This window comes from Anaerovirgula multivorans, from assembly GCF_900188145.1.
Lineage (GTDB): Bacteria > Bacillota > Clostridia > Peptostreptococcales > Natronincolaceae > Anaerovirgula > Anaerovirgula multivorans.
On record NZ_FZOJ01000021.1, the window covers coordinates 39,379 to 66,367 of the forward strand.

The 26,989-nt window shown below is 36.4% G+C and carries 24 protein-coding genes and 1 pseudogene; 18 read left to right on the forward strand and 7 right to left on the reverse strand.

The annotated features are described in order from the left end of the window. The first annotated feature begins 10 nt into the window (after positions 1 to 10). The 7 genes from CHB72_RS17485 (at position 11) to CHB72_RS17515 (ending at position 7,795) form a co-directional block, all read left to right on the forward strand. Positions 11 to 1,594, forward strand: coding sequence for a spore germination protein (locus tag CHB72_RS17485; RefSeq protein ID WP_089284164.1), 1,584 nt, complete (start codon positions 11 to 13; stop codon positions 1,592 to 1,594). Between the two features lie 156 nt (positions 1,595 to 1,750). Beyond that, positions 1,751 to 2,989 carry a Ger(x)C family spore germination protein gene (locus tag CHB72_RS17490; protein ID WP_176431441.1) on the forward strand — a complete coding sequence of 413 codons (1,239 nt, stop codon included), beginning with the start codon at positions 1,751 to 1,753 and terminating at the stop codon, positions 2,987 to 2,989. Between the two features lie 24 nt (positions 2,990 to 3,013). Beyond that, complete coding sequence (locus tag CHB72_RS17495) at positions 3,014 to 4,123, forward strand: GerAB/ArcD/ProY family transporter (protein WP_089284166.1); 1,110 nt, start codon at positions 3,014 to 3,016, stop codon at positions 4,121 to 4,123. Positions 4,124 to 4,156: 33 nt separating this feature from the next. Then, on the forward strand, positions 4,157 to 5,266 hold the full coding sequence (locus tag CHB72_RS17500) for a GerAB/ArcD/ProY family transporter (protein ID WP_089284167.1): 1,110 nt from the start codon (positions 4,157 to 4,159) through the stop codon (positions 5,264 to 5,266). A gap of 88 nt (positions 5,267 to 5,354) precedes the next feature. Next, positions 5,355 to 6,014, forward strand: coding sequence for a stage II sporulation protein R (gene spoIIR / locus CHB72_RS17505; RefSeq protein ID WP_089284168.1), 660 nt, complete (start codon positions 5,355 to 5,357; stop codon positions 6,012 to 6,014). Positions 6,015 to 6,301: 287 nt separating this feature from the next. Next, positions 6,302 to 7,345, forward strand: a complete 1,044-nt coding sequence (locus CHB72_RS17510) for a D-alanine--D-alanine ligase family protein (protein WP_089284169.1) — start codon at positions 6,302 to 6,304, stop codon at positions 7,343 to 7,345. 24 nt (positions 7,346 to 7,369) lie between these two features. Continuing rightward, complete coding sequence (locus tag CHB72_RS17515) at positions 7,370 to 7,795, forward strand: DUF1934 domain-containing protein (protein WP_176431442.1); 426 nt, start codon at positions 7,370 to 7,372, stop codon at positions 7,793 to 7,795. A 59-nt stretch (positions 7,796 to 7,854) separates the two neighbouring features. On the opposite strand, the gene CHB72_RS17520 is transcribed toward CHB72_RS17515, so the two are convergent. Beyond that, entirely contained in the window at positions 7,855 to 8,820 is a 966-nt protein-coding gene (locus CHB72_RS17520) for a P1 family peptidase (RefSeq protein WP_089284171.1), read from the reverse strand. Between the two features lie 70 nt (positions 8,821 to 8,890). Between CHB72_RS17520 and CHB72_RS27840 the strand changes: the two genes are divergently transcribed. Further along, a complete protein-coding gene (locus CHB72_RS27840; protein WP_278277866.1) occupies positions 8,891 to 9,019 on the forward strand; it encodes a hypothetical protein in 129 nt (42 codons plus the stop codon). A 20-nt stretch (positions 9,020 to 9,039) separates the two neighbouring features. Here CHB72_RS27840 and CHB72_RS28320 read toward each other — a convergent pair. Then, a pseudogene (locus tag CHB72_RS28320) lies at positions 9,040 to 9,114 on the reverse strand (sodium:solute symporter family transporter); the annotation flags it as partial. Positions 9,115 to 9,596: 482 nt separating this feature from the next. On the opposite strand from CHB72_RS28320, the gene CHB72_RS17525 reads away from it, so the two are divergent. The 7 genes from CHB72_RS17525 to CHB72_RS17550 all read left to right on the forward strand — a co-directional run bounded on the left by CHB72_RS17525 (position 9,597) and on the right by CHB72_RS17550 (position 15,344). Further along, a complete protein-coding gene (locus CHB72_RS17525; RefSeq protein ID WP_089284172.1) occupies positions 9,597 to 9,866 on the forward strand; it encodes a GHKL domain-containing protein in 270 nt (89 codons plus the stop codon). Between the two features lie 127 nt (positions 9,867 to 9,993). Beyond that, on the forward strand, positions 9,994 to 10,113 hold the full coding sequence (locus tag CHB72_RS17530) for a cyclic lactone autoinducer peptide (RefSeq protein ID WP_089284173.1): 120 nt from the start codon (positions 9,994 to 9,996) through the stop codon (positions 10,111 to 10,113). Between the two features lie 10 nt (positions 10,114 to 10,123). Beyond that, a complete protein-coding gene (locus tag CHB72_RS17535) occupies positions 10,124 to 10,729 on the forward strand; it encodes a LytR/AlgR family response regulator transcription factor (RefSeq protein ID WP_089284174.1) in 606 nt (201 codons plus the stop codon). A 443-nt stretch (positions 10,730 to 11,172) separates the two neighbouring features. Continuing rightward, entirely contained in the window at positions 11,173 to 11,907 is a 735-nt protein-coding gene (locus tag CHB72_RS17540; RefSeq protein ID WP_207652595.1) for a hypothetical protein, read from the forward strand. A 701-nt stretch (positions 11,908 to 12,608) separates the two neighbouring features. Beyond that, entirely contained in the window at positions 12,609 to 12,737 is a 129-nt protein-coding gene (locus tag CHB72_RS27850; RefSeq protein WP_278277867.1) for a hypothetical protein, read from the forward strand. Between the two features lie 145 nt (positions 12,738 to 12,882). After that, positions 12,883 to 13,641, forward strand: a complete 759-nt coding sequence (locus CHB72_RS17545) for a transposase (RefSeq protein ID WP_089284176.1) — start codon at positions 12,883 to 12,885, stop codon at positions 13,639 to 13,641. Between the two features lie 485 nt (positions 13,642 to 14,126). Then, entirely contained in the window at positions 14,127 to 15,344 is a 1,218-nt protein-coding gene (locus CHB72_RS17550) for a dicarboxylate/amino acid:cation symporter (protein WP_089284177.1), read from the forward strand. Positions 15,345 to 15,579: 235 nt separating this feature from the next. On the opposite strand, the gene CHB72_RS17555 is transcribed toward CHB72_RS17550, so the two are convergent. From CHB72_RS17555 to CHB72_RS17575, 5 genes are all read right to left on the reverse strand, one after another. Next, on the reverse strand, positions 15,580 to 16,668 hold the full coding sequence (locus CHB72_RS17555; RefSeq protein WP_089284178.1) for an HD-GYP domain-containing protein: 1,089 nt from the start codon (positions 16,666 to 16,668) through the stop codon (positions 15,580 to 15,582). Between the two features lie 140 nt (positions 16,669 to 16,808). Next, entirely contained in the window at positions 16,809 to 17,393 is a 585-nt protein-coding gene (locus CHB72_RS17560) for a TetR/AcrR family transcriptional regulator (RefSeq protein ID WP_089284179.1), read from the reverse strand. A gap of 14 nt (positions 17,394 to 17,407) precedes the next feature. Continuing rightward, positions 17,408 to 20,521, reverse strand: coding sequence for an efflux RND transporter permease subunit (locus tag CHB72_RS17565; RefSeq protein ID WP_089284180.1), 3,114 nt, complete (start codon positions 20,519 to 20,521; stop codon positions 17,408 to 17,410). Beyond that, positions 20,521 to 21,756, reverse strand: coding sequence for an efflux RND transporter periplasmic adaptor subunit (locus CHB72_RS17570; RefSeq protein WP_176431445.1), 1,236 nt, complete (start codon positions 21,754 to 21,756; stop codon positions 20,521 to 20,523). The genes CHB72_RS17565 and CHB72_RS17570 overlap by 1 nt, the downstream gene beginning before the upstream one ends. 477 nt (positions 21,757 to 22,233) lie before the next feature. Next, positions 22,234 to 23,337, reverse strand: coding sequence for an HD-GYP domain-containing protein (locus CHB72_RS17575; RefSeq protein ID WP_176431446.1), 1,104 nt, complete (start codon positions 23,335 to 23,337; stop codon positions 22,234 to 22,236). 461 nt (positions 23,338 to 23,798) lie between these two features. Here CHB72_RS17575 and CHB72_RS17580 point away from each other — a divergent pair, with 461 nt between their 5' ends. From CHB72_RS17580 to CHB72_RS17590, 3 genes are all read left to right on the forward strand, one after another. After that, a complete protein-coding gene (locus CHB72_RS17580) occupies positions 23,799 to 24,137 on the forward strand; it encodes a hypothetical protein (RefSeq protein WP_141131480.1) in 339 nt (112 codons plus the stop codon). Between the two features lie 24 nt (positions 24,138 to 24,161). Next, complete coding sequence (locus tag CHB72_RS17585; protein ID WP_089284184.1) at positions 24,162 to 25,310, forward strand: THUMP domain-containing class I SAM-dependent RNA methyltransferase; 1,149 nt, start codon at positions 24,162 to 24,164, stop codon at positions 25,308 to 25,310. 256 nt (positions 25,311 to 25,566) lie between these two features. Next, positions 25,567 to 26,976 (forward strand): sigma-54 interaction domain-containing protein, encoded by a 1,410-nt coding sequence (locus tag CHB72_RS17590; protein ID WP_207652596.1) that lies wholly within the window; start codon positions 25,567 to 25,569, stop codon positions 26,974 to 26,976. The last annotated feature ends 13 nt before the right edge of the window (positions 26,977 to 26,989 follow it).

The window sequence follows — 26,989 nt, forward strand, 5'->3', positions numbered from 1 at the left end:
AGGCATTCATATGGGATTTTGGGAAAAATTATTTGGTAAAAAAGACAAAACAGCAAAAATAGAAAATGTAAAATCTAATAGAAGCTTAGAAAAAAATCTCAAAATCATTAAAGAGGATTTTCTCAAGGATTGTGATGACATCGTCTATAGGGAAATAGAGCTAGGTAAAGAGGGGAACTATAAGGCGGCCACCATTCATGTGGATGGGATGGCGGATAAGAAGCTTGTAAATGAATTTGCCTTAAACAATCTAATGCTGCTGGCTCGACACATAGATCCAGAGCCAAATGTGTTAAAAAATGGGCTGTATGATCTAATAAAAAAACAAAATATAGCGGTAACAGAACTAAAGGAAGTAGAAACCATCGATGAGGCTGTGCTGAATATTTTAAGTGGTGAGACGGTTCTTTTATTAGACAACTACGAAAAAATCATCATCATAGCCTCCAAAGGATGGCCTGCCCGTACTCCTCAAGAACCAGAAACAGAGGCAGTCATCCGGGGGCCTAGAGATGGTTTGGTAGAAACGCTCCGAATGAACACCACCCTAATTCGTCGTAGAATAAGGGATCATCGGTTAAAGGTAAAAAACTATCAGGTAGGAGTAAGGTCCAAGACGGACGTGTCCGTCATGTACATGGAGGATATCGTTAACAAAAAGGTTTTACAGGAATTAGACAAAAGATTAAATGCCATTGATATCGATGCTATTTTAGACAGTGCTCAGGTAGAGGAACTGATTGAGGACAAATGGATTTCTATTTTCCCTCAGGTACAAAACACAGAAAGACCTGATGTTGCCGCTTCAGCCATTTATCATGGAAGAATTGCAATCGTAGTAGACAATAGTCCCTTCACCCTAATCGTACCCTCCACCATTAATGCCATGATGCAGTCGGCGGAGGACTACTATGAAAGATGGCAAATTGCTTCAGTTATTAGGCTTCTGAGATATTTTTGTCTCCTTATCGCTCTTTTTGCCCCAGCTCTTTATGTGGCCATTACCTCCTTTCATCCCCAGATGATCCCTACGGACTTGGCACTGGCTTTAGCGGCAACTCGGAGAGGAGTACCCTTTCCCGCCATTGTAGAGGCGTTGATTATGGAGGTTACCATTGAAATTCTTCGAGAGGCAAGTATCCGCTTGCCGGGGGCTATTGGCTCCACCATAGGTATCGTTGGAGGTTTGGTTATTGGCCAGGCAGCGGTGGAGGCAGGAATCGTAGGACCCTTGATGGTTATTGTAGTGGCCATTACCGCCATAGCTAGCTTTGCTATCCCCAGCTACAATGCTGCTATCTCTATTAGGATGCTGCGTTTTGCTATCCTATTTTCTGCAGCCGCTTTTGGGCTCTATGGTATTATGCTGGTATCCTTATTGATATTGATTCACCTTTGCGGGCTTAAAAGCTTTGGGATGCCTTATTTATCACCCTTTATTACATTTGTTAGGGATAGCTCTGATCTAAAGGATACGATGATAAGAGCACCACAGCCTGCTATGAACAACAGAGATGTCAATGCTCCCAAGAACCAAAAGAATCGCCTGGATGATAAAAGAGAAGAAACCTTTGATATAGAGGAGCAGGAATAGAAGGCTATAACACTAGACTTTAATTTTAATACACACGTGTCTACGGTTTCGCTCATGGCTAAAAGGCATAGCCATGGACTGCAAATGTAGCCCCTTAGTGTATTAAAATTAAGATTTATGAAGGTATATGCAAAACACGTGTGGAGGGGAATAGAAGTGAATAAAAAAATAGCGTTACTACTTACAATAATCATAACGATATCCACCTTAACCGCCTGCTGGGATGCTATAGAAATAGATGAACGAGCCTATGTAATGTCCCTGGGAGTAGATAAATATGAGCCACCTTCAGGGGAACCTACAGGGGAGGCTGGGGCACGAGAGGATGAAGAAGGTAACAACATCACCGCCGATGTTCCAGAGGAGACCTCTAGAAACAGATTTTCCTTTACCTATGTGGTTCCTAATGTGGAGTTTCTCGTTGGAGAATCCGATATTCCTAATACTCTTTACAATTCTGTAGGAGAAAACCTCTATAGCGTCAGCCGTATATTGACCACTCGCTTGAACAAACAAGTATTTTTGGGGCACATGAAGGTTTTAGTGATCGGAGAAAGTGTTGCCAGGGATCCACAGCTATTACGGGAAATACTAGATGCTGTTGAAAGAGATCAGTTTATCAGTAGAAAGATTAATATAGCCATCGCCCCCGGTAGTGCAAAAAGCATACTGGAGGTGGAACCCCTGATTAATCCATTGACAGGTCAATTTATGGCAGAGCTATTTAAAAATAAGGATCGCTCTCCCCGTTCCGGTGGAGGAATGATGGGAGAGATCCTAGAGGATTTTCATCGATGGGGGAACACAGTGATTCCGAGGGTAATCCCTGGGGTAGCGGACATTAAAGTAGCAGGCTCTGCTGTCTTCAAAAACTATCAGATACAGGGATGGCTAGGGGAAGCGGAAACAAGAGCTGTAGAGATTTTAAGAGGTACCGCCCGACCAGGGGGACTTAGTGTTCGTTATGGAGAAGACCAACAGCCCCAAGAAAGGCATGGCCACGATTATCATATTGTTCCTGTAGACCTAATCTATCTTTCAAGAAAATTCTATCTTAATGAATCTGAAGATAATATCAGCATTACTATAGAGATAAAAACTGAAGGAGAAATAGAGCAATTTTATCTTGATACTAAGCATGATTTGTTGGAACCAGATATGATACGGGAAATTGAGGATAAAATTTGTACGGAGCTAAGGGATCAATTAGAGGAAACCATAGAAAAGCTGCAAAAAGAATTTGAGGTGGATGTGATTGGTATAGATTATTACCTCAGCAGATTTCATCCAAAGCTTTGGGAAGAGGTGAAAGAGGAGTGGGGGGAGATTTTCCCCACCATAGATATAGCAGTAGAGGTAGATACAAAAATACGCCGTATAGGCTTGACAAGGTAAACGCAGGGTAGGAGGAAAGGCATTATGTTTTTAAACAATGACAAAATATCCATTTCTCAGATGATTCATATCGTTATCCTAAACATGGTAGGGGTGGGAATTTTAAACCTACCAAGAGGATTAGTGGAGGAAGGAAGAACCGATGGTTGGATGATCCTCGTACTAGGAGGCCTGATCGTTATTGGATTCTCCACCCTACACGGTTATATTATAAAAAGCTTTCCAGGAAGGAGTTATTTTGAGATTGTCTCCTTAACCTTAACAAAGCCTGTAGCCTATTTTGCAGCGACATATTTTTTTGCCTACTTCATGGGGATCACAGCCCTGGTCACCCGAGTTTTTGTGGAGGTGCTAAAGACCTATACGTTGCCCCATACTCCGAAAGGAGTAATTATTTTAGGAATTTTACTTGCTGCTGTTTATCTGAATAGAAAGGGGATCGAGGTATTGGGTAGAATGGCGGAGCTGATAGGCGTGCCACTGGGGGTGGTGATATTCGCTTTGTTTGCAGCGTCTTGGACAGAAATAAAATTTGACAATCTTCTACCAATTTTTCAAACACCCTTTATGGATATCCTTCGGGGGCTGCCCTTTGTATTCTTTAGCTTTTTGGGCTTCGAGGTTATTTTGGTTTTTGGGATGTTTCTCAGTCAACCGAAAAAATTAGCCAAAGCAGGCGCCGTAGCCGTCTCAATTGTACTCATGCTGTATATACTGATCAACATCTCGGTTTTAGGAAGTCTTGGGGAGCAGCAGGTACAACAGCTTATTTGGCCCTTATTATCTACCTTTGAAACAATAGAACTGCCAGGAGCCTTTATTGAAAATGTTGGAGTTATTGTCATGTCGGTATGGATTTTTGCAATATTTATGACGATTGCTCCCATGTATTTAGCGGGGAATCACATGATTACTCAGCTTCTTCACGGAAAAGAGCACAGCTATTTAGGTTTGCCACTGCTGCCTATCATTCTTTTTATCGCCCTATGGCCTGATAGCGTAACAGATACCTATGAATATATGGGGACATTTACTGACTATACTGGCTATGGCATCGTTATTATTCTTCCTCTGATCATTCTAGCATCTATAGTGATTAAGGAAAGAAACAAAAAAGGAACTAGTGGGATATAGATGCAAAAGTACCAATAGAAAAGGAGAAAAAAGATGCTTCTCAATAACGATCGTATATCCATTCCTCAAATGACAAACATATTGATTTTAACCTTAATAGGGATTGGGATTCTCACTTTACCTCGAGAGTTAGCAGAGGTGGTAAAAACCGATGGTTGGATTGTGCTTATAGCTGGAGCTTTAATAACCATGGGAATTGCTTTCCTCCACGGGTATATTGTGAAATCCTTTCCCGGTAAAAGCTATTTTGAGATTATTGCTCTTACTTTAACAAAGCCTGTAGCCTATTTACTAACAACTTTTTTTGCTATATATCTAATAGGAAGCAATGGCTTTCTCTTAAGGATTTTTGCTGAGGTAGTCAAGACCATACTACTTCGACGAACGCCTTTAGAGGCTATTATCATTATCATGCTGGTTCCCATTGGATATTTAGTAAGGAAAGGGATTGAACCGATGGGGAGGCTAACCAACATTGTATTTCCCACTTCAGTAATATTTGTGATTTTATTATTTGGGTTAACCTTAGGGGAGGCAGATTTTTCAAAGCTGAAGCCGGTTTTTCAGGCCTCTCCACAGCAGCTATTTGGAGCATTAGATATTGTATTATTTAGCTTTTTAGGCTATGAAACCCTATTGGTTTTTGGTTCCTTTCTAAAAGAACCACAGAAAGCCACTCGAGTAGGACCTATTGCGGTATTTGCTGTATTGATTTTTTATCTACTATTAAATATAGCTACCTTAGTAAATTTTGATATATATCAGATGCAGCATCTCATTTGGCCCACCCTAAGTATATTTAAAACCATTGAATTTCCAGGGGCCTTCGTGGAAAATGTAGAGATTGTTGTTATGGCGGTATGGGTTTTTACTATTTTTATGACATTGGCTCCCTTTCACTTGGCAACTACCATGTTAATAGAAGATATGATTATTGCAAAGGAACACAGCTACCTTGTTTTGCCAACACTACCCTTTGTTTATGCTGTTACTTTGTATAGCAGCAGTATCGCTGATGTTTATTATGATTTAGGTGTTTTTACAGATTACACTGCTTATATTGCTATTATCGGAATGCCGGTTGCTATATTAATAGGAAGGGCTATCAGAAAACTATTGAAGAAGGATAAGGAAAACATGTAGGAAAGATAAAGGTAGCTCTGTATATTTTTTCCCCTATTTGTACATACTGATAATAGAACAATCAAATGGAGAATGAGGGGGAAATTATATGTATAAAAGAATTTCTATAGCTTTACTTAGCATAGCACTTATAGGTATGTTATTGATCCCTACTGAAGAAAGTAAAGGCTATGAGCTAGAAAGAAGAGGAGAAAACCTCATAAGATTTCATGTGCTTGCCAACAGTGATGACCCAGAGGATCAGCAGTTGAAGCTGAAGGTAAGGGATAAGATTATAGCAGCTATGGAGGATGAACTGGAAACCTCCAGTGGTATAGAAGAAACAAGAAATATTCTTGAAAAAAGCTTATTTACAATAGAAGAGGCGGCAGAAAAAGAGATTATTGCCAATGGCAAAGACTATAAGGTATCGGCGTCATTAATAGAAGACACCTTCCCCACAAGACGCTACGGCGGCGTTGTATTTCCTGCTGGTAAATACGAAGCCCTAAAGGTAGTCATCGGAGAAGGAGAAGGACAGAATTGGTGGTGTGTCATGTTCCCGCCCCTATGTTTTGTAGATGTAAAAAATGGATTAACCGATGAAAGAACCCAACGGGAACTGAAGGCGGCTTTAACAGAGGAAGAATACACATTGATTTATTCATCCACTAATGATGGTGAACTGCCTTTACAATTAAAATCAAAAATTGTAGAAGTTTTCAAAGCCTCTAAAAATCAGTTAAGTCGTTTGGCAGCATCCTTTTAGTAAATAGAATATAGAAAAGCACTCAGCGGAGAAGATCATTTCTCCGCTTTATTAGTGCTTATATATATTTTATGCTTCAATTTTAATATCCACGATCTACGGTTTCGCCCTTGGCAAAAAAACGTAGCCAAGGACTGCAAATGTAATTCTTAGCATATTAAAATTTATAATAGATATAGAACTTTATACTTCAATTAATTTTTTGTTTCTTTTTGTTAAGAATTGAAAGTTGAATAATAGTTATTATAAGAGTAGAATATTAATTAGATATAAAGGAAGGTGAATTTATGAAAAAAATAAATGTGATGGTGATATTTGGTGGGAAATCAGGAGAGCATGAGGTTTCCTTGATGTCAGTTACTTCTATACTAAAGGTAATGAATCCAGAAAAATACAACATTATGCCTGTAGGAATCACAAAGGAAGGAATATGGAAGCGTTATCATGGACCTATAGATAAAATAGTCACAGGAGAATGGGAGGCTTTAGCAGAAGCTGGAGAAGTGATTTCTCTAGGAAAAAACAATCCAGATGCTATCGATGTGGTTTTCCCAGTGTTACATGGACCCTTTGGTGAAGATGGTACCATTCAAGGATTGTTAGAAATGATAAATATGCCTTATGTAGGTGCTGGAGTTTTGGCTTCTGCTGTGGCCATGGATAAAGCCATCACTAAGAAACTTTGTTCTGTGGAAGATATACCTCAAGCTAAGTATGTGGAGATACTTAATAAGAGCTATGACAAGAATCAAGACCAGTATATAGAGGAAATTCAAGCAAAACTTAGCTACCCTGTATTTGTGAAGCCCGCTAACCTAGGTTCTAGTGTGGGGATCTCTAAAGCAAAGGATAGAATGCAACTGCTAGGAGCTATAAAAGTGGCTTTTCAATATGATAGAAAAATTGTGGTGGAGGAATTCATCAATGGTAGAGAAATAGAATGCTCTGTTCTAGGAAATGATGAAGCTATTGCATCCTTGCCAGCAGAAATCATACCTTCCCATGAATTTTATGATTACAAGGATAAGTATTTTGATGGTACCAGTAGCTTTCAAATACCAGCTGAATTATCAGAGCCAGTGATAGCAGAATTACGAAGGCTAGCTCTTAAAGTTTATAAATTGGTAGACTGCAGTGGATTAGCACGGGTGGATTTCTTTGTGGAAAGGGAAACCAACAAAATCTATTTTAATGAAATTAATACGATGCCAGGATTTACAAAAATCAGTATGTATCCTAAAATGTGGGAAGTTACAGGATTGCCATATGAAGAATTAATTGATCGGCTAATTGTTTTAGCAATAGAAAGATTTAAAGAAAGACCTCAATAACATAAATAGAGAAGGATGGATGAGATGAAGGAAACACGTATGATAAGGGTAACTGGTGTTCAAAAAGATGCCAAGGGAACAGAAAATAAAATTGAATTAATGACAGAAGGTAGCTGCTATGAAAAAAAGGAGCATATTTATATTGTCTATGAGGAAACTGAAATTTCTGGGATGGAGGGTGCTACTACTACCTTAAAGATAGAGGGGGAGGATAAAGTATCGATGCGGCGATTTGGCAGCTCAGACATGCAACTGATTTTCCAAGTGGGAAAGTCATTTAACTCCCAATATAAAACCCAGTATGGGGATTTTGAAATGGAGATATTTACAAAAAAGCTAGACGTAGAATTATGTAGTCAAACCAAAAAAGGAAAGATTGTAATCCAATATGATTTATGGATCGCTGGTTTAGCAGATACGGCTAATGAATTGAATATACAAGTGATGTAGCGATATGAGATTTGGGGACATTCCGCGACGGTTCATCAGCGGTGTGTCCCCATGTTTATTTATCCATGTAGGTCTTTATAGGATTTTATCCCTACTAAAGAGGTAGCCTCCGTTATTGCCCTTTGGACAGCCTCCTCCATAGCCTTTGCTGCCAGAAGCCCCACAACATTGATCTCTGCCGCTACCTTATTGGTGGCCATAGTGAAAATTGTGTCTCCATCCACCATCGTATGTGCGGGGCGCATGGTTCTAGCATAACCATTATGGGTCATAGAAGCAATTTTATTGGCCTGTGCCTTTGAAAGATCTGCGTTGGTAACAATGACACCGATGGTAGTATTGCCATTAAAGAGATTTTTTTTGCTGCTATATTGTTGAACCATAACAGATTCAGTATTGGCAAAGGATTGATAATCAGAGGTTAAGGCTCCTGCAACGATTTTACCGGTTTTGGGATCAATAACATCACCTAGACAATTAACCGCCACCAACGCCCCCACCTTTAAATCTCCAACCTGGATACAGTAGGTTCCTAATCCTCCCTTCATAGCATAATCTCCACCTAAGAACTTACCTACAGTTGCGCCTGTTCCGGCCCCAATAGTTCCTTGAGGACAATGCTGATTTGTTGCGTTTTCACAGGCTGCGTAGCCCATCGCTTTATCAGGTCGTACTTTATAATCTCCTACCGTTAAATCAAATAATACTGCTGATGCTACAATGGGGACTGTAGTTACTCCTACGTCAAAGCCTACTTTTCTTTCTTCTAAATACTCCATAACACCAGATGCAGCATCTAAGCCAAAAGCACTTCCCCCAGCAAGAACTACTGCATGCAGCTTATCTACTAAGTTCACTGGATTTAGCAAATCTGTTTCTCTTGTACCAGGGGCACCACCCCGTACATCAACACCTCCAGTAGCGCCCTTTTCACAAATAACCACAGTACAGCCTGTTGCTGCAGCAAGATCCTGCTGATGCCCCACCTTGATACCTTCTATATCTGTAAATTGAATTTCTTGCAAAACGAAAACCTCCCTCTACTCCAACTATACCAAACAATGTCTTTAACGCTAAATACCCCAGAAGGCTTCGATGATTTTATCCGATGGTTTTTTAGTACAGGAGCTTACAATTATAAATACAACTAGAGAAAAAATTAAAGGTAATCCTATGGTATGCATGCCTAAAGGTCTTACCCATACCTTACTAAAGAGGATATAGGTACCTACTCCTGTAATAATGGAGGCAAAAGCCCCTGAAGCATTGGCTTTTTTCCAATAGAGTCCTAATAGAACTGGCCATAGGAAGGTGGAGATTAAGCCAGCATTTCTGTGTTAACGTAAGTGTTAACATATCTTGGAGTGGCATTTTTCTTTTTCTAGTAAACGCTTCATCTGAAAGCCTTACTATATTATGTATACGTTGATCCCCTAATTTAGAGGAAGTTAAGTTTATTCTATTACTTGATTTCATATTTGAATGTCCTTTTTATATAGTTGCTTCCAAATATAGTGTTCTATAGCTTATCCACTGTTGAATTTCTATTATTTTTCATAAATAGTATTATGTTACTTATTATATATTATATTGATATAAAAACCAATAGAAAAAGCCCAGAGGAGCTTTGGAAATCAAGCGTTATCGCACTTTTATCTCATTATGAAATTAGCTGTATATTAATACTCTCTCTTAAGTTGACAGCATTGTTCTGTCGTCTCTTGAGCTTTCAGTCAGCAATAAACAGTTTATCGGCTATCTTAGCAGTTTACCGAACGTTAATTTGAAATAATACCTAAGTATGTTACTTTTATATAAAGCATACTTAATAGAAAATGCAATAGAGGCTGCTTGTATGACGGCAGGTGAAAAGTGGATTAAGTTTACCATAGATTATCATGAGAATAGTTATGTACTAGAAATTGAAAACACAGGGCAGATAGATTTTGAGCTTATAAATATTTTATATGAGCCAGGGGCTTCCACTAAAGATTCAGTAGCAAGAGGGTATGGACTTCATATATGCAAAAAAATATTAGAGAAATATCATTGTATTTTTGCTAGGTTATGAAAGATTATTTTTATCGCTAATTAGTTTTTTCAGTTTGTTAGGCATCACTCTAGCATTTTTCTTAGCAACACCGTTAGGTAGTAAATTCATTAGGATTATAGTCTGGAGCTAGAAGGGAGGTATAAGAATGTTTAAAAAACTTAAGACTAGCGTTTTATCAGTAGCAGCTATGAGTGGTGTAAGTCCAGCTAGTATGTGGTATATATATGAGCCAGATATACCGAAAAGTATTAAAAAAGAATTGTAGGTTATAGTCTATGGCTAATATATTAATTTGTGATGATCATAAACCTATAAGAAAAATGCTAGAGAAAATAGCCTCTGAAAATCCTTTTGTCAGCAAAGTTTTTGTTGCTGAAGATGGGGTAGAGGCGGTAAAAGTAGTACAGCAAGAAAAAATTGATATTGCATTACTTGATATCGATATGCCTAATTTAAATGGGATTGATGCAGCAAAGCTTATCAATAAAATATCTCCTGATACAAAATTTGTTTTTATAACTGCTCATATGGAGTATGCTATTGATTCCTTTGCTGTTCATCCCTATAACTATTTGATTAAACCAATAGATATTACTGTTTTAAAAGATAATCTTAATGAAATTGTACTAAGTATAATGAATAGTTCCAAACAACCTAGTATCAGCATGATAACTGTAAAAGATAAAAATAATACATTAATACTACCGCTAAAAGAGATAATTTTTTTTGAAAAAGTAGGTAAAGATACAGTTGTTAATACTAATAAAGAAGAGTATGTTATAAATAAGACTTTAGCGGAACTAGAAAGTAAGTTAAATAGCAACTTATTAAGAGTACATCAATCTTTTATAGTAAATATTAATAAAATTGCTAAAATTTAAGAAATAGGCAACAGATCATACAGTATTGAATTTAATTGCACTAAAAAGAATGCTTATATGAGTAGATATAAATTTGAAAAACTTAAAGGACTTTCTCTTTTCAATTAATGAGGAAGTCTTTTTTTGTTTAGTTACTTATACCATAAATATGGTTAAATAATAGCGATATTTGGCTATATACGCTTAAAAGAAAGGTATAATAGCTAGTGCATAGAACATTGAATATAAATAATGGTACCATTAAATCTGACTTGAAGGGAGGGTTGTTTCATGAAATAAAAAAAGAGCTGTATGTTTATTTAGCAATAAGAGAAAACCATACGCTTAATATATTTCATAAAAGTTTAGCAGTAGATACCAATTTTCTATTTAGATTGCTGTATCCTAATTTAATAAGTCTAAATATAAGTTATGTACTAAAGAAAAAAAGAAGGAGTGTTCATATGTTTAAGGAGAATCTTTTAAGAATAATTACATTGATAGTTTTAGTAATGCTTGTAGGTTCAGTAAATGTATTTGCAAATACAGAAGAATGTGCAGATGAGTTAACTAAGGAAGAGATTGCATCCAAATTTGAGGAAATCAACTCAAAATATGAAATAGATGAGCCCTTTAGTGAAGAAGATGCAGATGAGTTAACTAAGGAAGAGATTGCACTCAAATTTGAGGAAATCAACTCAAAATATGAAATAGATGAGCCCTTCAGTGAAGAAGATGTAGAATTTGTTAAAAAATATGCTAAGAAAATAGAACAAGATAAAGAAGATAATGATATAGGAATAATGGGGTATGTAGGAGATTCCTTTAATGTTTCTGGTACTAGCTCAGATGGACTCGTTTCTGCAAATATTTCTGGTAATGGATGGAGTGATATGGGATATATAAACCACTCATACGGTGCAGAGTATGAAACAAAAGCTACTAGAAATGGACATATGGTTACAAAAATAGAGGCCCAGGTAGACCATACAGCTTTTGGTTTAGTTGGATCTGATGGTAATATTGGCAAGGTATATTCTAATTCTTTGAAGGGCTCTGCTAGCAATGTAAGTAGTTATAGATTTAAAAGAAGTGAAAAATATACTGCAGCCGCCTTATACTCTACTACATCAGTTAAGTCAGATATTCATTATCAAAACGGATCTAGTGCGGGCTCATTTACAATTAGATATCCATAATAGCATATCAAAATTTTTTTACAAAGACATTTAGTGATAAAATAATTTCAAGAAAGAACTCTTGTTAAGCTAAGCAAGAGTTCTTTTTCGACTATCTATTATCATAAGTTCATACACTTATACATTTCTCAGATTTGCATATAGTTTCTGACTTGTTAATTTTTTAATATTTAGTTATTTGCAGTGCGCAATAAATAATATTTAAAAAAGAAATATAGATGTCAAAACATAGGCGTCAAGCTAAAAAAGTTGACTTTCAATTTAGTAATAAATCTCCATTGAAAATTATATAAAAAATGAGAACCTCAGTATTGGCTAAATACTAACAAAGAAGGTTCTTATTATGAAACTGGACTATACTTTATCAGCATTTAGCGATTTTATCAAGTACTTTACATCTTGGGAATCAGAGGTAAGCAATTGGTTTAACAGTATTCTTTTCCAATATATAAAAAAATTGGACTAGCTTGGCACCTATGGATATCAAAGTATAAGTACGTTATTTTAAAGTGCTTTTTAATACATATATATGAAAAATAAAGGGTTATTAGAGAAGAGATAGAAATTATTAGTATTGACTAAAGTAAAAATTAAAGCGATTAAAATTCTATGAAAGGTGGTGGAATAGTTGATTTAAAATATATAAGAACTAAAAGATATTAAATATTAGAAGATAAAACCTTGAATAATGGGGGGATTATATGTATAAAAAAAATCTGTATATGTATATTATTATTGGCGGGATTGTAGGAGTATTTTTCGGAGGTTTTTGGCAAGGAATTAGTGCAATGACGTTAATATATATTGCTGAATTATTAGATAAAAAATAATTTTTAAAAGGCTATGAGACAAAGGAGATAAAACGAGCAACCTATCTCTTGTCTTATACAGACCAAGGGTACAGACCAAGGGGACGGTTCTGTTGGTTGAATCACCTCTAAATACATGATAACATAAATTTGGAGGTGATTTCTTATGCCAAGAAAAGCAAGAGAGAAAAGCGAAAGCGGTAACTATCATATAATTTTACGAGGGATCAATAAGCAAATTATATTTGAAGATGAGGAAGATAACACAAAATTTTTACAGACATTGAATGAGTATAAAGATAAAAGTGGATATAAGATTTATGGATATTGTCTGATGGGAAATCATGCGCATATCCTTTTACAAGAAGTAGAAGAGGGAATAGAAACAATCATGCGACGTATAGGGTCAAGCTATGTATATTGGTACAACTGGAAGTACAAGAGGTGTGGTCATTTGTTTCAAGATAGATATAAAAGTGAGCCAATTGAAAATGAAAGCTACTTTTTAACAGTATTACGATACATACATCAAAACCCTGTAAAAGCAGGAATAACAAAGAACATAGAAAGCTATAAATGGAGTAGTTATAATAAATTCATAGACAAAGAAGGAATTGCAGATATAGATTTTGTATTAAAAATATTTGATAGCAATAGAGAAAAAGCAATAGAGAAATTTAAAACATACCATAAAGAAATAAATGATGAAAAATGCTTAGATATCGAAGAAAAAAGAAGATCGACAGATGATGAAGCAATAGAAGTAATTAAAAGGATTTGCAATCTAAAAAGCTGTCTGGAGATTCAAAAAATTGATCAACATACGAGAGACAAATACTTGAAAAGATTAAAAGAAGAAGGCCTATCTACAAGGCAAATAACAAGGTTAACAGGAATTAGTAGAGGTATTGTTCTGAAAAGCTAACCACAAGAACCGTCCCCTTGGTATCTCTGTATTTTAATCGACAGATAAGGACAAATAATGCTATTATTATCGAAATGTATTGAAAAATTCAGAATATATGCTATTGCACCTAAAAGAGATTTCATATAAAATAATAATGAGGCTTATCCAGTATTATCCTTTTCTATATAGATGTTTACCGCTAGATTTTAATTTTAATATACTAAGGGGCCACATTTGCAGTCATTGGCTATGTCTTTCAGTCAAGGGCGAAACCGTAGACCTGTGTATATTAAAATTAAGTTTTATAAGCGTATGTCTATAATATTTCCCAGATGGGTATTTAAGCAATATTTATTACATATTTTGTATTGAGAAGAAATTCACCACTAGTTTTAAAAAACATGGAGGGAGGTATTTCTATTATCGTGAAGGGAGGATTGTGGGAAAAAGGATAAATGGGCTTAACGCTTTATTAAAATTTGCTTAATAAAGGAGGTTTTATTTTGAAACTGACAACAAAAATATTAATCGGTCTTATAACAGGTATTGTTGCAGGTCTAGCATTAGGGGGATCAGCTGAATTAGCTACTACCTACATAGCACCTTTTGGGACACTATTTTTTAATCTAATTAGAATGATTATTGTTCCCCTAGTATTTTCTTCTTTAATTGTAGGCGCTGCCAGTACAGGAGATGTTAAAAAGCTTGGTAGGATAGGTGGAAAAACCATCGGATTTTATTTAATTACGACAGCTGTAGCTGTAACCATCGGACTTATATTAGGAAACCTGTTCCAACCAGGGGCAGGATTAAGCATCCCAATAGATGCAACCGTTGAGCCAGGGCAAGCACCACCACTAGCACAAACCTTAATCAATATTATTCCTAGTAATCCATTAAATGCATTAGTAAGCGGAAGTATGCTTCAAATCATCGTATTTGCTCTATTCTTAGGAGTAGGTGTAACTACTGTAGGAGAAAAGGGTCAGCCCTTCTTAAATTTCTTTGACAGCTTAGCAGAAATTATGTACAAAATTACTGCTACCATTATGAGCTTGGCACCTTATGGTGTATTTGCCTTAATCACACCAGTTGTTGCTCAGAATGGGCCAGCAGTATTACTGCCACTTTTAAAGGTAATTATTGCTGTATATTTAGGAGCAATACTACATTCCCTAATTGTTTATTCTTCATTAGTAAAGATTTTTGGAAAGATGAGTCCATTAAAATTCTTCAAGGGAATTTCACCTGCTGCTACAGTGGCCTTCAGTACCGCCAGTAGTGCAGGAGCCCTGCCAGTGACTATTAAATCTGCCAAAGAAAACCTAGGTGTACCCAATGGTATTGCCAGCTTTGTATTACCTTTAGGAGCAACCATCAATATGGATGGTACTGCTTTATATCAAGGGGTATGTGCACTTTTCGTAGCCCAGGTTTATGGCCTTGATTTATCTATTGCGCAACAGGTAACGATTATTTTGACAGCAACATTAGCCTCTATAGGTACAGCAGGTGTACCAGGAGCCGGCTTTATCATGTTAACTATGGTATTAACCTCGGTAGGACTACCTATAGAAGGAGCAGCATTAATTGCTGGTATCGACAGAATTTTAGATATGGCTAGAACTGCTGTTAACGTAGTAGGGGATGCTGCAGTAGCGGTTTCTGTATCTGCAACTGAAAATGAACTAGAAGTTACAGAGGAAGCGAAATCAATCTAGACTAAATAAAGGTAATAAGCAAATGATCGCCCTAGAATTTTCTAGGGCTTTTTGTGTCATGAAACAGAAGGACTCCTAATAAAAATGTAAAAATAATTAAGTAAATACTACTATAGGGAGTGAAGGCATATGTTGGGTGGTTATATAGGAAAGCTACTAAACATCAATCTTAGATAGGGTTCAAATAAAAAAAGCTTTAGGAGAAGAGGCAATTTCCCCTGAAGCTTTTTACCTTTTAAATGACACTAACCGTCCCCTTAATGACAAGGGTTTTTTCCTCCAGTAGATTTACTGTTCTGTTAACCTTCCTTTTATCCTTATCTATCACTAACTTAATTTCAGGCCGTAAGAAAAATCGACCATTAATCTTTGATACCACTCCGATACTTCCATCGTTTAGCTCAACCAATGTGTTGACAGGATAGGGATTAATATTTAGAATAAAAGCCTTTGTCAACGTTGGGTGAAATAATGTTCCTCCACTACCCATGATGAACTCCAAAACCTCTGAAACTGGTTCAGCCTTTCTATAGGGACGGTGGGAGGTCAAGGCATCGAAGGTATCAGCAACACCAATAATCCTTGAAAATAAGTGAGTGTTTTTATAGGATACAGAGTCCGGATAGCCACTATCATTGTATCGTTTATGATGTTGGAGAGCTGCAACTCGAATGGTAGGGTTCAAATCTGTTTTTGTTTTTAAAAACTCATAGCCTTTTGCAGCATGGGTTTGTATCTCTAGTACCTCCTCTTGCGTTAAAGGACTTCTCTTTTTTAAGATTTCTTCCGGAATAAACATCATGCCAATGTCATGAAGGGCAGCAGCTAGAGCCAACTTTTCCAAATCAAGCTTACTTAATCCAAGGGTAGTCCCCAATACTAGAGAATGAATCATAACATTAACAGAATGCTCGTAAACATAGCCTTCTATAGTTTTTAAATCTAGCAGATCAATTATAATATCTTCTTTAGCAAAAATATCATCTACAATTGTACCTATTGTTGCCTTTGCCATAGTTAAATCTGCATTAAAGGCGGTAACAGTATTTTTACCACCAGCACTGTCCTCTGCTATAATAGATGCCAGCTTACGGATATGACCTATAGCTTTCTGTCTAACCTCTGGTTTAATAATATCTTCAATTTCCTGCTGGCTATATTCATCCTTTATGTAAACCCTAGTGTAGCCTAACTCCAATAATTTTGCAATGAGGGAAGGTTTTAAATGAACCCCGTTTGATAGTAGAATTTTTCCTTGGTCATTGAAAAGAGGAATGGCCAATATGTGATCCTCAGTAGCATGGTACAAGTCTATAACTCTCATTTTAATCACCTTTTCTTAGATTCTCATTATGAATTGGATTTTCTCCATATACTAACATATCATATTTTTTGAAAACAATCTATATAGATCAACAGTAGATTGAATGGAAACTAATAATTGCTCAATGTGAAAAGCCACCGTTATTGGTGGCTTTTTAATCCCTTTATAAACAAGTCGATATATTGGTTGATTTGTTCTTCAGTAATATGATCATCATGAAGAGAAACATGATACATCACCATATAGTTGATTCCTCCAAGGAAGATAATTGCAGCTATCTTTTCATCAATAGGACGAAATTCGCCTTTATTGACTGCTTCTGTTAATACCTCCTCAACCAAGGTAACAATCTGTTTTTTGGCATCCATCATTAGATAAACAATATTATTATCAGATCTCCATGCCTCTTGGGAAAAAATCCGCATGATATCCATATGCTTTTGGGTGAATCGGATAATTAGAAGAAAAAATTCTCTGAGCTTTGATTCAGTAGTAATATTTTGAAACAGTACATTTTTTATGCTTGTTATATAGGTATCTAAAGAAAAATGGACCATTTCTTCAAATAAGTGATCTTTACTATTGAAGTACTCATAGATGGTGCCCTTACCTACTCCGGCTGTTTCTGCAATATCTCCCACCTTAGCCTTATAAAAACCACTACGAGCAAAGACTTGAATTGCAGCCTGTATAATTAGATCCCTTTTGCTTGTTATTTCCGCCATCCGCTGCCTCCTAATTAAACTTCAATTGAAGGTTTTTTTCTCTTAAAGACTTTCACTTTGATGTAGTTGGCTACTCTATCAAAAATGATATACATAACTGGGATAAAGACCAGGGTTAACAAGGTAGCCAACAACAAACCCCCAATAACTACTGTGGCAAGAGGAGCTTGAGCTTCGGCGCCTTCACCTATACCTAAAGCCAGGGGAACTAATCCCAGTACGGTTGTTAAGGCTGTCATAAGAATAGGTCTTAGTCTTGTAGGGCCGGCCTGCAATATGGCTTCTTTCATTTTCAAACCTTTACCTCGTAAAATATTAATATAATCCACCAATACAATGGCGTTGTTTACAACGATGCCTGACAACATGATCAAACCTATGATTGCAGGTACACTAACGGTTCTTTGGGTGATAAACAATCCCAAGGCACCCCCTGCAAAGGATAGGGGTACGGAAAGCATAATGGTAAAGGGATGGAGCAAGGACTCAAACTGAGAAGCCAGCACCATATATACCAGAAGTACAGCCAGGATAATAGCCAAACCTAAACTTTTAAAGGATTCTACAAGATCTTCCATTTCTCCTCCCATTTTATAGGAGTAGCCCTCTGGCATTGGATAATTCTCCAGCTGGCTTACTATATCATTATTAATGCTTCTTACATCCCTGCCTAATATATCAGCAGTAATTTTGACGGTTCTTACCTGATCCTCTCTTGCGATTTGAGTAAGACCCTGACGAATACTTATATCCGCCACCTGCTCCAAAGGTACTGTTATTCCCAGAGGAGTAGCTATTTGAATTTGGCTAAAATTCGAAATGTTTTCCTTTATATAGTTTTGACTTCGAAGAGCTACATCTATTTCAGTACCATCGAATTTATATCTAGTAGCTACTGTTCCTTGAATGTTATTTCGGACGGACTGGGCAATTTGAGCCGCAGATAATCCATATCTTGAGGCAATATGTCTGTTGATAGTAACCTGTATTTCGGGTTTTGCATCTTCAAAGCTGGATTTTACTTCTCTTGTGCCTTCCACTCCTTCAACAAAGCCCAGAATATCGGTGGATAGTTCCTCTAAGAGTTCCATATCGTCTCCGTTGATTGCGATGGACACAGGAGCGCCACCTGTTCCACCCATACCACTTTCCATAGCTTGAACAGATATGAGGGCTCCGGCAATTTCTGAGGTCTGGTCTCTAATCTCATCGGCAATTTCTGCGCTGCTTCTTTTCCTCTGATTTAAAGGCTTTAGCTTCAAATATATTGCTGCTGTATTGCTTATACCACCAGTATCTACATACTCATTCCCTGATCCCCCTAGTATGACAAAGAGAGATTCGGCTTCAGGAATTTCTGCAGTAATTTCTTCAAGGCGCGTTGCAATTTTATCGGTTTCCTCTAGTTTGCTGCCAGTAGGAAGTTCAATATCAATGGTGACATATCCTTCATCCATTCTCGGGAAAAACTCCGCCCCCACTGTGAAGGCAAGCCCTATAGAAACCACAAAAATAACAACAGCTAACAGTACAATTATCTTTTTATGGTCTAAGGACCAGCCTAATATATTTTTATAGGTTTCTTCTATCCTATTAAAAAAGGCTTGAAATCCATCCAATAATCTCTTGGAGAAGGTAGTTCTTCTTGTAATCTCGTGGGAGAGTTTTAATATTTTAGAAGATAGCATCGGTACAATCGTAAGGGATACAAATAGGGAGGCCAGTAGGGAGAAGGTAACTGTCATGGCCAATTCCTTAAATAGCATAGAGGTAATCCCTTCAACAAAAACGATTGGTAAAAATACTGCCACGGTGGTGATCGTAGAGGCAGTAACCGCCATACTCACTTCTCCCGCCCCTTCCTTTGCTGCTTCAATTCGGGAATAACCCTCTTGGCGGAAGCGATAGATGTTTTCTAGTACAACAATGGAGTTATCCACCAGCATCCCCATACCCAGAGCCAAACCACCCAAGGTCATTAAATTAATGGTGACCCCTGAGAAATACATAAGGGAGAAGGTGGCAATAATAGAGATGGGGATAGCAATACCGATAATAAAAGTGGTTCGAATATTCCTTAAGAAAAGGAATAGAATCAATACTGCCAAAATGCCTCCAATAGCAGCGTTCTTAGCAACATTTCTAATGGAGTCATTAATATAGTCGGATAAATCCATAATCATATGAAATTCTATCCCATCCAGTTCATTATCAAGTCTATCCAACTCTCTATTTACCCGATTAGCAACTTGAACTGTATTGGCGGTGGATTGTTTGCTGACAGTTAAGAAAATACTGGGAATCTCATCGGTACGGGAGATTCGATCAGGATCTTTAGCTTCCAAAATGACTTCTGCTATATCCTTCAAGTAAATAATATCCCCGTTACTTAGTATAACAGGAAGATTTCTCATTTCCTCTACACTGCTAAACTCTCCTAAGGTTCTTACCAATAACTCCCGATTTCCTCTTTCTACTAAACCTCCGGGAAGATTAAGATTTTCTCCCTTTAGTGTATTGGCTAAATTATCAATAGATAGACCGTACATATCTAATTTCACAGGATCTACTGTGATTTTCACTTCATTTTCATAGCCGCCCATTATCATAACAGAAGCAACCCCAGGTAATCGTTCAATTCTGCTTTTGATTCTATCCTCAGCTATTCGCTGGGTTTCTGCTAAACCTTTATCTCCAGTAATAGCCATACTCATGATTGGAAAAGCATTAGGATCAATTTTGCTTACTATAGGTGTGGTTGCATCCGCAGGTAGAAAATCCTGTATCATCTCCGCTTTTTCCCGCATATCCAATGCAGCTAAGTCCATATCCGTTCCATCATTAAACTCAACCACGACTACAGAACTGCCTTCACTGGAGGTGGAGCTAATACTTTTCACATTACTAACAGTTGCCAGGACTTCTTCAAGAGGTCTTGTAACCAAAGACTCCATTTCATAAGGACCAACTCCTCTATATTGGCTACTGACAATGGCTACTGGAACATTAATCTGAGGCAATAAATCAATGGAAAGCTTGGTTAAGGAAACAAAGCCTAATAACAGAATAATGAATATCACCATTACGGTAGTAACAGGACGTTTTACTGATATGTGAGAGAGCTTCATTAGAATTCACCTCTCACAATCTTGATTTTATAACCATCCTTTAGAAAATCTTGTCCTTTAACAATAACAGCATCCTCTGGTGCTAATCCAGCTGTTATCTCCACCAGTTCTCCGTTGTCTAAACCAATCTCAACAGCTTTTCTTACTGCTCTTTCTTCTTTGACCAAAAACACATAAAAATCTTTATCCTCTTGAAGAACTGCTGCACTTGGTAGTGTTACTATATCACTTTTTTCGTTGGTATGTATATATACCTGAGCAAACATGCCTGGTTTGATGACATCTTCAGGGTTTTCAACAGTTACCTTCACGGTATAAAGCTGTGACACAGGATCTGGAACAGGATTTACAGCCTTAATAGAACCTATTACTATTTCATCAGAAATAGAGGGAATCATAAGCTGTACATTGCCTGCCGCCATGATTTTGTTAATCGTTGCCTCTGTTACTTTCATAACAACTTCAAGACTGGAAATATCTGTGATGGTTAAAGCAGGTTGAGCAGAAATCAATCCTTTTTCCTGTATATCGATGGAGGAAACAATACCATCGATAGGTGCAGTAATAATGGTATTGTTCAAATCTTTTGAACTGTTGTTATAAGCAAGCTTTGTTTCCTCTAATTGTGCCTCAAGATACTGAAGCTGTGTTTCAGAAGCTTTTTTATTTTCATAGCTTAGCTTGGCCTGTTGATAGGGGATATCAGAAGCCGACAATTTCGCCTGTTCATAGTCCTGCTGAGATGCGCCTCCTGCTTCAAATAGCTTTTCGATTCTTTCAAAGTTTATCTTAGCATTTTCATAGCTCTTTTTAGCATTTTCATATGTAAGTCTGGCATCTTCTATTTGTTCATCCAGCAATTTTTTCTGAAATTTATAGTTTGCCAAATTGGTTTCGTAGGAAAGTTTTCTACTACTCACTTGATCTTCAACAGATTCTGTATCTAGTGTAAATAATACATCCCCCTTCCTAACGAAATCTCCAAGCTGAACAGCCAAGGTTTTTACTTCTAATAATCCTTGTATTTCCGGGATGACAGTTACGGTATCTATCGCCTGAAGCTGTCCACTTAAGGTAATGCTTTGAGATATATCCCCCAAAGAAGGCTTCATTACCTCTACAGCAAAAATATTTTCCTGGTCTGCTTGAGTTTCCAAGGATTTACCACTACAGCCCACCAATAAACTATTCAGTAGTAAAATTAATCCAAAAAGTACAATAAATCGCTTTGACATCATAACACCTCCAATTCAATTATCCGACTGAACGGTCAGTCTCATCAATTATAAGATACTTGGCAATAACTGTCAACTGTTGGAAAAGCCTAAAAATGAAAAAATTATTTTTTTAGAAAAAATTTATCCTTCGGTGTATTGCTAAGACTCCCGCTTCAGATAAACAAATTAAGCGACTAACCCAAATTATAGAGTGTCCTTTGGATTAAGTCTCAATTTATTGTGGATAAGGCACTTTTTATACACAAAATTATTGATCGGCTTGTCCCTTTTAAAATCACATTATCAACAGGATTATCCACATTATACACATAATAAGGACAAATATATCCACAAGTAATTTATTCAAAATAAAAAATAAATAGTTCATATGAAGCCATAGGTCCTTGGATATTAAAATTGAAATATACAAAGACAGCATCTATAAAGCTATGCATTATTCCACATTCTCATTGAAATAATTGCATAGTTTTTTCATTAGATAAACTCTTCTATTTCTATTGCTTTGTTTGCATCAGCGGTTAAATCCATTAATGGATCAACATTCTCTAGCTTAATGATGGGTCTGTAGATATTCCGTTTAGGTATGAACAAAATCTCTCCTATCTGGCCGTTACTTAATTTTACTTTTTGGCCAACAAAATAATCTCCAATACGATTTAAGAATAGATAAAGAATATTGGTATCCAGTTTCCCCATGAACTGGGTTTCCATAATTTTAATTGCTTCAAAAGGAGTCTTTTTATCCCTATAGGGGCGTTTGGCAGTAAGAGCACTATATATATCGGCAATAGCAATAATTCGGGCAAAAAGGGGGATTTTATCTCCCTTTATTCCCATAGGATACCCGCTGCCATCAATTTTTTCATGGTGCAGTAAAACAGCTTGCTTTATTTCAAAAGATATAAAAGTATAGTTTTTTATTAAATCATAGCTAAGGATGACGTGTTTTTGTAATTCCAACCATTCGTCATTAGTTAGCTGTTCTTTTTTATTTAATAGAGTTTGAGGAATTTGGATTTTACCTATATCAATCAGTAAAGCGGCTAAAGATAAATCATTTAAATCCTGTTGCTTCAGATCTAACCATTTACCAATAGAATAGCTGATTAAGGCAACATTGTGGGCGTGAGCATAAGTAATATCATCCAAATCTTTAATTTTTTGCGTTAATTGAAAGATGTTCATATCTTCTTTAAAAACCTCAAGGGTTTCTTCTATTTTATTGACTAAATCCTTTTCTTGAATACCTTCACCTTTAATAATTTTTTCGAACTCATTTTTTAAACCTTCTCTTTTTTTATCAAATTTTTCGACGAATTTCTTTACTTTTAATGAATTAACCGAAGGTTCCACCACAACGATTTCAGGGACTTTTTCTTCTTTAGGTATCTCAATGACTACATCGAAAACATTATATTGTGCAAGCATACTTTGAAAACGTTCTGGATTCCTTATTACAAATTCTTTAGGAACTAGAACAACACCCCTATCATTTGTTATTTCTCGACCTACAATCATATTTTCTTTCACATCACTAATGTGAACTTCATCGATTGGCAATGATTCATTTGTACTCACAGGCATACCACCTTTATTCGTATTGTTAACTGGAAAATCCTTAAGACTTATATTGGCTTCTGAATGCATATAAATATGAAGAAAAAGACAAGGTTAAATGTTATCTTAATATTAAAACAATTTAACCTATTTTTCAACAAAATTTTCTATTTATTAGTATTATGGGTAGAAAATAAAAGACCTACCTTATAAGTAATAAATTAACAAAAATAATTAACTTAACTATAACAATTTTTAAAAGATTTTTGTGTATAATGGAGAAAATTACTATATTAATATAGTATATTAAGGAAATTGATAGAATTTTATGAGGATATGTATGTATTCAATAGGTATAGGATAGAAAACAGTAGAGTAAATAATAACTCTATTGTTTTTTGTTTGTTATTCTTAATTAGAGGGTTGCCCTGAGCTGAAATATGATAAAATATAATCACAAACACAAAAGAGAGGTGATTGCTTTGAAAAACACAAAACAGCAGAAGGCAGATAGGCAAAACAGCAGTGTTATAAAGGATAAGAATAAAAATTTAAGGGAATTGTATAATAAGGGTAAAGTAAACTATATATTGGTCCATGGTGTATTAAGCTGGGGTTTGTCCACCGGTATTATTTTTATATTTTTAACTAGCTTCTTTCAGTATGAGTTTAACTTCAGAGTAATTACTGAGAATCTTTTTTCTAAAAACAACTTAATTACTCTTGGTCTATTTGCAGCAGCAGGAAGTGTATGGGGCAGTATTATGTGGAAAATCATAGTAAAAGAAGTAGAAAAGAAACATTCAAAACACAAAAGATAAGATCTATAGAATAGGGGAGATAGAGTGAGAAAAATTGAATTAATTGCCACTGCTGCCTTCGGTTTAGAGGCGGTTGTAGCAAGAGAAGTTAAAAAATTAGGGTATGAGGATGTAAAGGTAGAGAATGGAAGGGTTACTTTCACTGCTGATGAAATGGCTATATGCAGATCAAATTTATGGTTGCGAACCGCTGACCGAGTTCTTTTGAAGATAGGAGAGTTTAAGGTTACTACCTTCGATGAATTGTTTGAAAAGACAAAGGCTCTCCCTTGGAGTGAATGGATACCAGAGGATGGAATATTTCCTGTAGAAGGGAAGTCCATCAGCTCCCAGCTAGCTAGTGTCCCTGATTGTCAGGCTATTGTAAAGAAAGCTGTAGTGGAAAGCCTAAAGAAGAAATACCATACCAGTTGGTTTAAGGAAGAGAGGGGACAATATACCATTGAGGTAGCTTTACTGAAGGATGTTGCTACATTAACTATCGATACCAGTGGTGCAGGATTACATAAAAGAGGCTACAGAACTCTGTCTAACAAAGCACCACTAAAGGAAACTTTAGCAGCGGCACTAATCCAATTAAGTTTTTGGAATCCCGATAGGGTGTTAATTGATCCCTTCTGTGGTTCTGGTACCATACCGATAGAAGCTGCCTTAATAGGGAAAAATATAGCCCCTGGCATGAATAGAAGCTTTTCATCGGAAGAATGGGATGCTGTCTCAAAAGAGTTATGGAGAGAAGCTAGAAAAGAAACCCATGATTTGGCGGATTATAATCGGCCAGTGAGAATTTATGGATCAGATGTGGATGGAGAAGTATTAAGTTTAGCAAGATATCACATAAAAGAAGCTTTCTTAGAAGAGGATGTGCATATTCAAAAGTTAGATGTTAAAGACTTGGCATCAAGATTTCAATATGGTTGTATTGTTTGCAATCCTCCTTACGGAGAAAGACTGGGGGAAAGAAAAGAAGTAGAAAAACTATATAAAACTATGGGTAAAGTGTTTAGTCAATTGGATACCTGGTCCTACTATATCATAACCTCTCATCCTGACTTTGAAGATTTGTTTGGGAAAAAGGCAGATAAAAAAAGAAAATTATATAATGGCCGTATACAGTGTAATTACTATCAATACTATGGACCTAGACCACCGAAAACTACTCCCACAACCTAAGTCGTTATCCTTCGGTGTATTGTTAAGACGCCCACTTCTATAAGCGGGATATTAAACACTACATCCTCCAAATAAATTCGGCTATAATTCATGAGGAAATAAAAAGTCCTCTGAATTATAGCCGAATTTTATAAGCCGTGTGGAAAAACGCAGGAAATTTTGATTGAAAATTTGTAAGTTTCTAATTTGTGCGTTATAATAGAAATGTGGGTGCTGAAAATTCGGCATAAATGGCCTAAAAGTTGGCGGTGATAAATTGAAAAGAATTCTTTCAAAAAAGAATATGGAACAGGTATTGGACTATATTGGAGAAGGTATTCAGATTGTGAATAAAAAAGGAAAGATTCTCTATTGCAATCTTTCGGCAGCTAATTTAGATAACCTCAATAGAGATGAAACAATAGGTAAATATGTATTAGATATTTACCCCTCCCTAACTGAAGAAACTAGTACGCTGTTAAGGGTGATTAGAACAGGAGAGCCCATCTACAATTTTCAGCAGACTTTTTTAAATTATAAGGGCTATAAAATCACCACCATTAATTCTTCTATACCTATCATAGAGGAGGGGGAAATATTAGGGGCGTTGGAAATTTCCAGGGATATCACCCAAGTAAAGCTACTATCAGAAAAAGTTGTGGAGCTGCAAAAACAGCTATATAACGAAGATGCGGTGAAAAAAAGGGAAAAAAGAGGGACAGCTAAATATACCTTTGATGATGTTATAGGGGAAAGTAAAGAGATTAAGAAGCTAAAGGAAAAAGCCCTTAGAGCTGCACAAAACCTATCATCTATTATGGTATATGGCAGTACTGGTACAGGAAAAGAGTTGATTGTTCAATCTATTCATAACGCCAGTGAAAGAAGCAGTAAGCCTTTTATTGCACAGAACTGCGCAGCTATTCCAGCCTCCCTACTAGAGGGGATATTGTTTGGAACATCAAAAGGAAGCTTTACTGGTGCAGATGATCGTCCGGGACTGTTTGAATTAGCTAGTGGAGGAACACTTTTTTTAGATGAAATCAATTCTATGCCAATAGAGCTTCAATCAAAGCTGCTTAGGGTTCTAGAAGAGGGTAGTATTCGAAGAGTTGGAGATATTCGAACAAGACCAGTAGATGTTCGGATCATTGCTGCCATGAACATGGATCCCTTGGAAACAGTAGAGAAAAAGTACTTAAGGAGTGATTTGTTTTATCGTTTGAATGTTGTATCCTTAAGAGTTCCAGATTTAAAGGAAAGAAAAGAAGATATAGAGCTACTGGTAAACTTTTTTATTATAAAGTTTAATAAAAAGCTTAACAAACAAATATTAGGGGTTTCTTCGAGGGTAATGGAGATATTTCAAAGATATCACTGGCCTGGAAATGTTAGAGAATTGGAAAATATCATTGAAGGCATCATGAACATACTTGAAGGTCGGTTAATTACTGAAGAAGAACTACCCTATTATTTTAAAAGCTATAGTTCACCATCCTTTAATTCAAAAAGTATGAATGAAGTGAAGATTTCCCTAAAAACCAAGCTGCAAGAGACAGAAAAACAAGTCATCGCAGAAGTACTGATGCAGGCAAAGGGTAATATTACTACTGCAGCTAAGCTGTTAGAAATGCCTAGACAGACCCTTCAGTATAAGATGCGCAAATACAAGATAAAGGAATCTTAAACCACAATTCTTT

Coding starts and splice junctions, on each gene's coding strand:
- CHB72_RS17530 (WP_089284173.1), top strand. CDS start 9,994: ATGTTTAAAAAACTTAAGACTAGCGTTTTATCAGTAGCAGCTATGAGT.
- CHB72_RS17525 (WP_089284172.1), top strand. CDS start 9,597: ATGTTACTTTTATATAAAGCATACTTAATAGAAAATGCAATAGAGGCT.
- CHB72_RS17485 (WP_089284164.1), top strand. CDS start 11: ATGGGATTTTGGGAAAAATTATTTGGTAAAAAAGACAAAACAGCAAAA.
- CHB72_RS17570 (WP_176431445.1), bottom strand. CDS start 21,756: ATGTCAAAGCGATTTATTGTACTTTTTGGATTAATTTTACTACTGAAT.
- CHB72_RS17515 (WP_176431442.1), top strand. CDS start 7,370: ATGAAGGAAACACGTATGATAAGGGTAACTGGTGTTCAAAAAGATGCC.
- CHB72_RS17540 (WP_207652595.1), top strand. CDS start 11,173: ATGTTTAAGGAGAATCTTTTAAGAATAATTACATTGATAGTTTTAGTA.
- CHB72_RS17535 (WP_089284174.1), top strand. CDS start 10,124: ATGGCTAATATATTAATTTGTGATGATCATAAACCTATAAGAAAAATG.
- CHB72_RS17565 (WP_089284180.1), bottom strand. CDS start 20,521: ATGAAGCTCTCTCACATATCAGTAAAACGTCCTGTTACTACCGTAATG.
- CHB72_RS17495 (WP_089284166.1), top strand. CDS start 3,014: ATGTTTTTAAACAATGACAAAATATCCATTTCTCAGATGATTCATATC.
- CHB72_RS17500 (WP_089284167.1), top strand. CDS start 4,157: ATGCTTCTCAATAACGATCGTATATCCATTCCTCAAATGACAAACATA.
- CHB72_RS17555 (WP_089284178.1), bottom strand. CDS start 16,668: ATGAGAGTTATAGACTTGTACCATGCTACTGAGGATCACATATTGGCC.
- CHB72_RS17560 (WP_089284179.1), bottom strand. CDS start 17,393: ATGGCGGAAATAACAAGCAAAAGGGATCTAATTATACAGGCTGCAATT.
- CHB72_RS27840 (WP_278277866.1), top strand. CDS start 8,891: ATGATTTTATCCGATGGTTTTTTAGTACAGGAGCTTACAATTATAAAT.
- CHB72_RS17545 (WP_089284176.1), top strand. CDS start 12,883: ATGCCAAGAAAAGCAAGAGAGAAAAGCGAAAGCGGTAACTATCATATA.
- CHB72_RS17510 (WP_089284169.1), top strand. CDS start 6,302: ATGAAAAAAATAAATGTGATGGTGATATTTGGTGGGAAATCAGGAGAG.
- CHB72_RS27850 (WP_278277867.1), top strand. CDS start 12,609: ATGTATAAAAAAAATCTGTATATGTATATTATTATTGGCGGGATTGTA.
- spoIIR (WP_089284168.1), top strand. CDS start 5,355: ATGTATAAAAGAATTTCTATAGCTTTACTTAGCATAGCACTTATAGGT.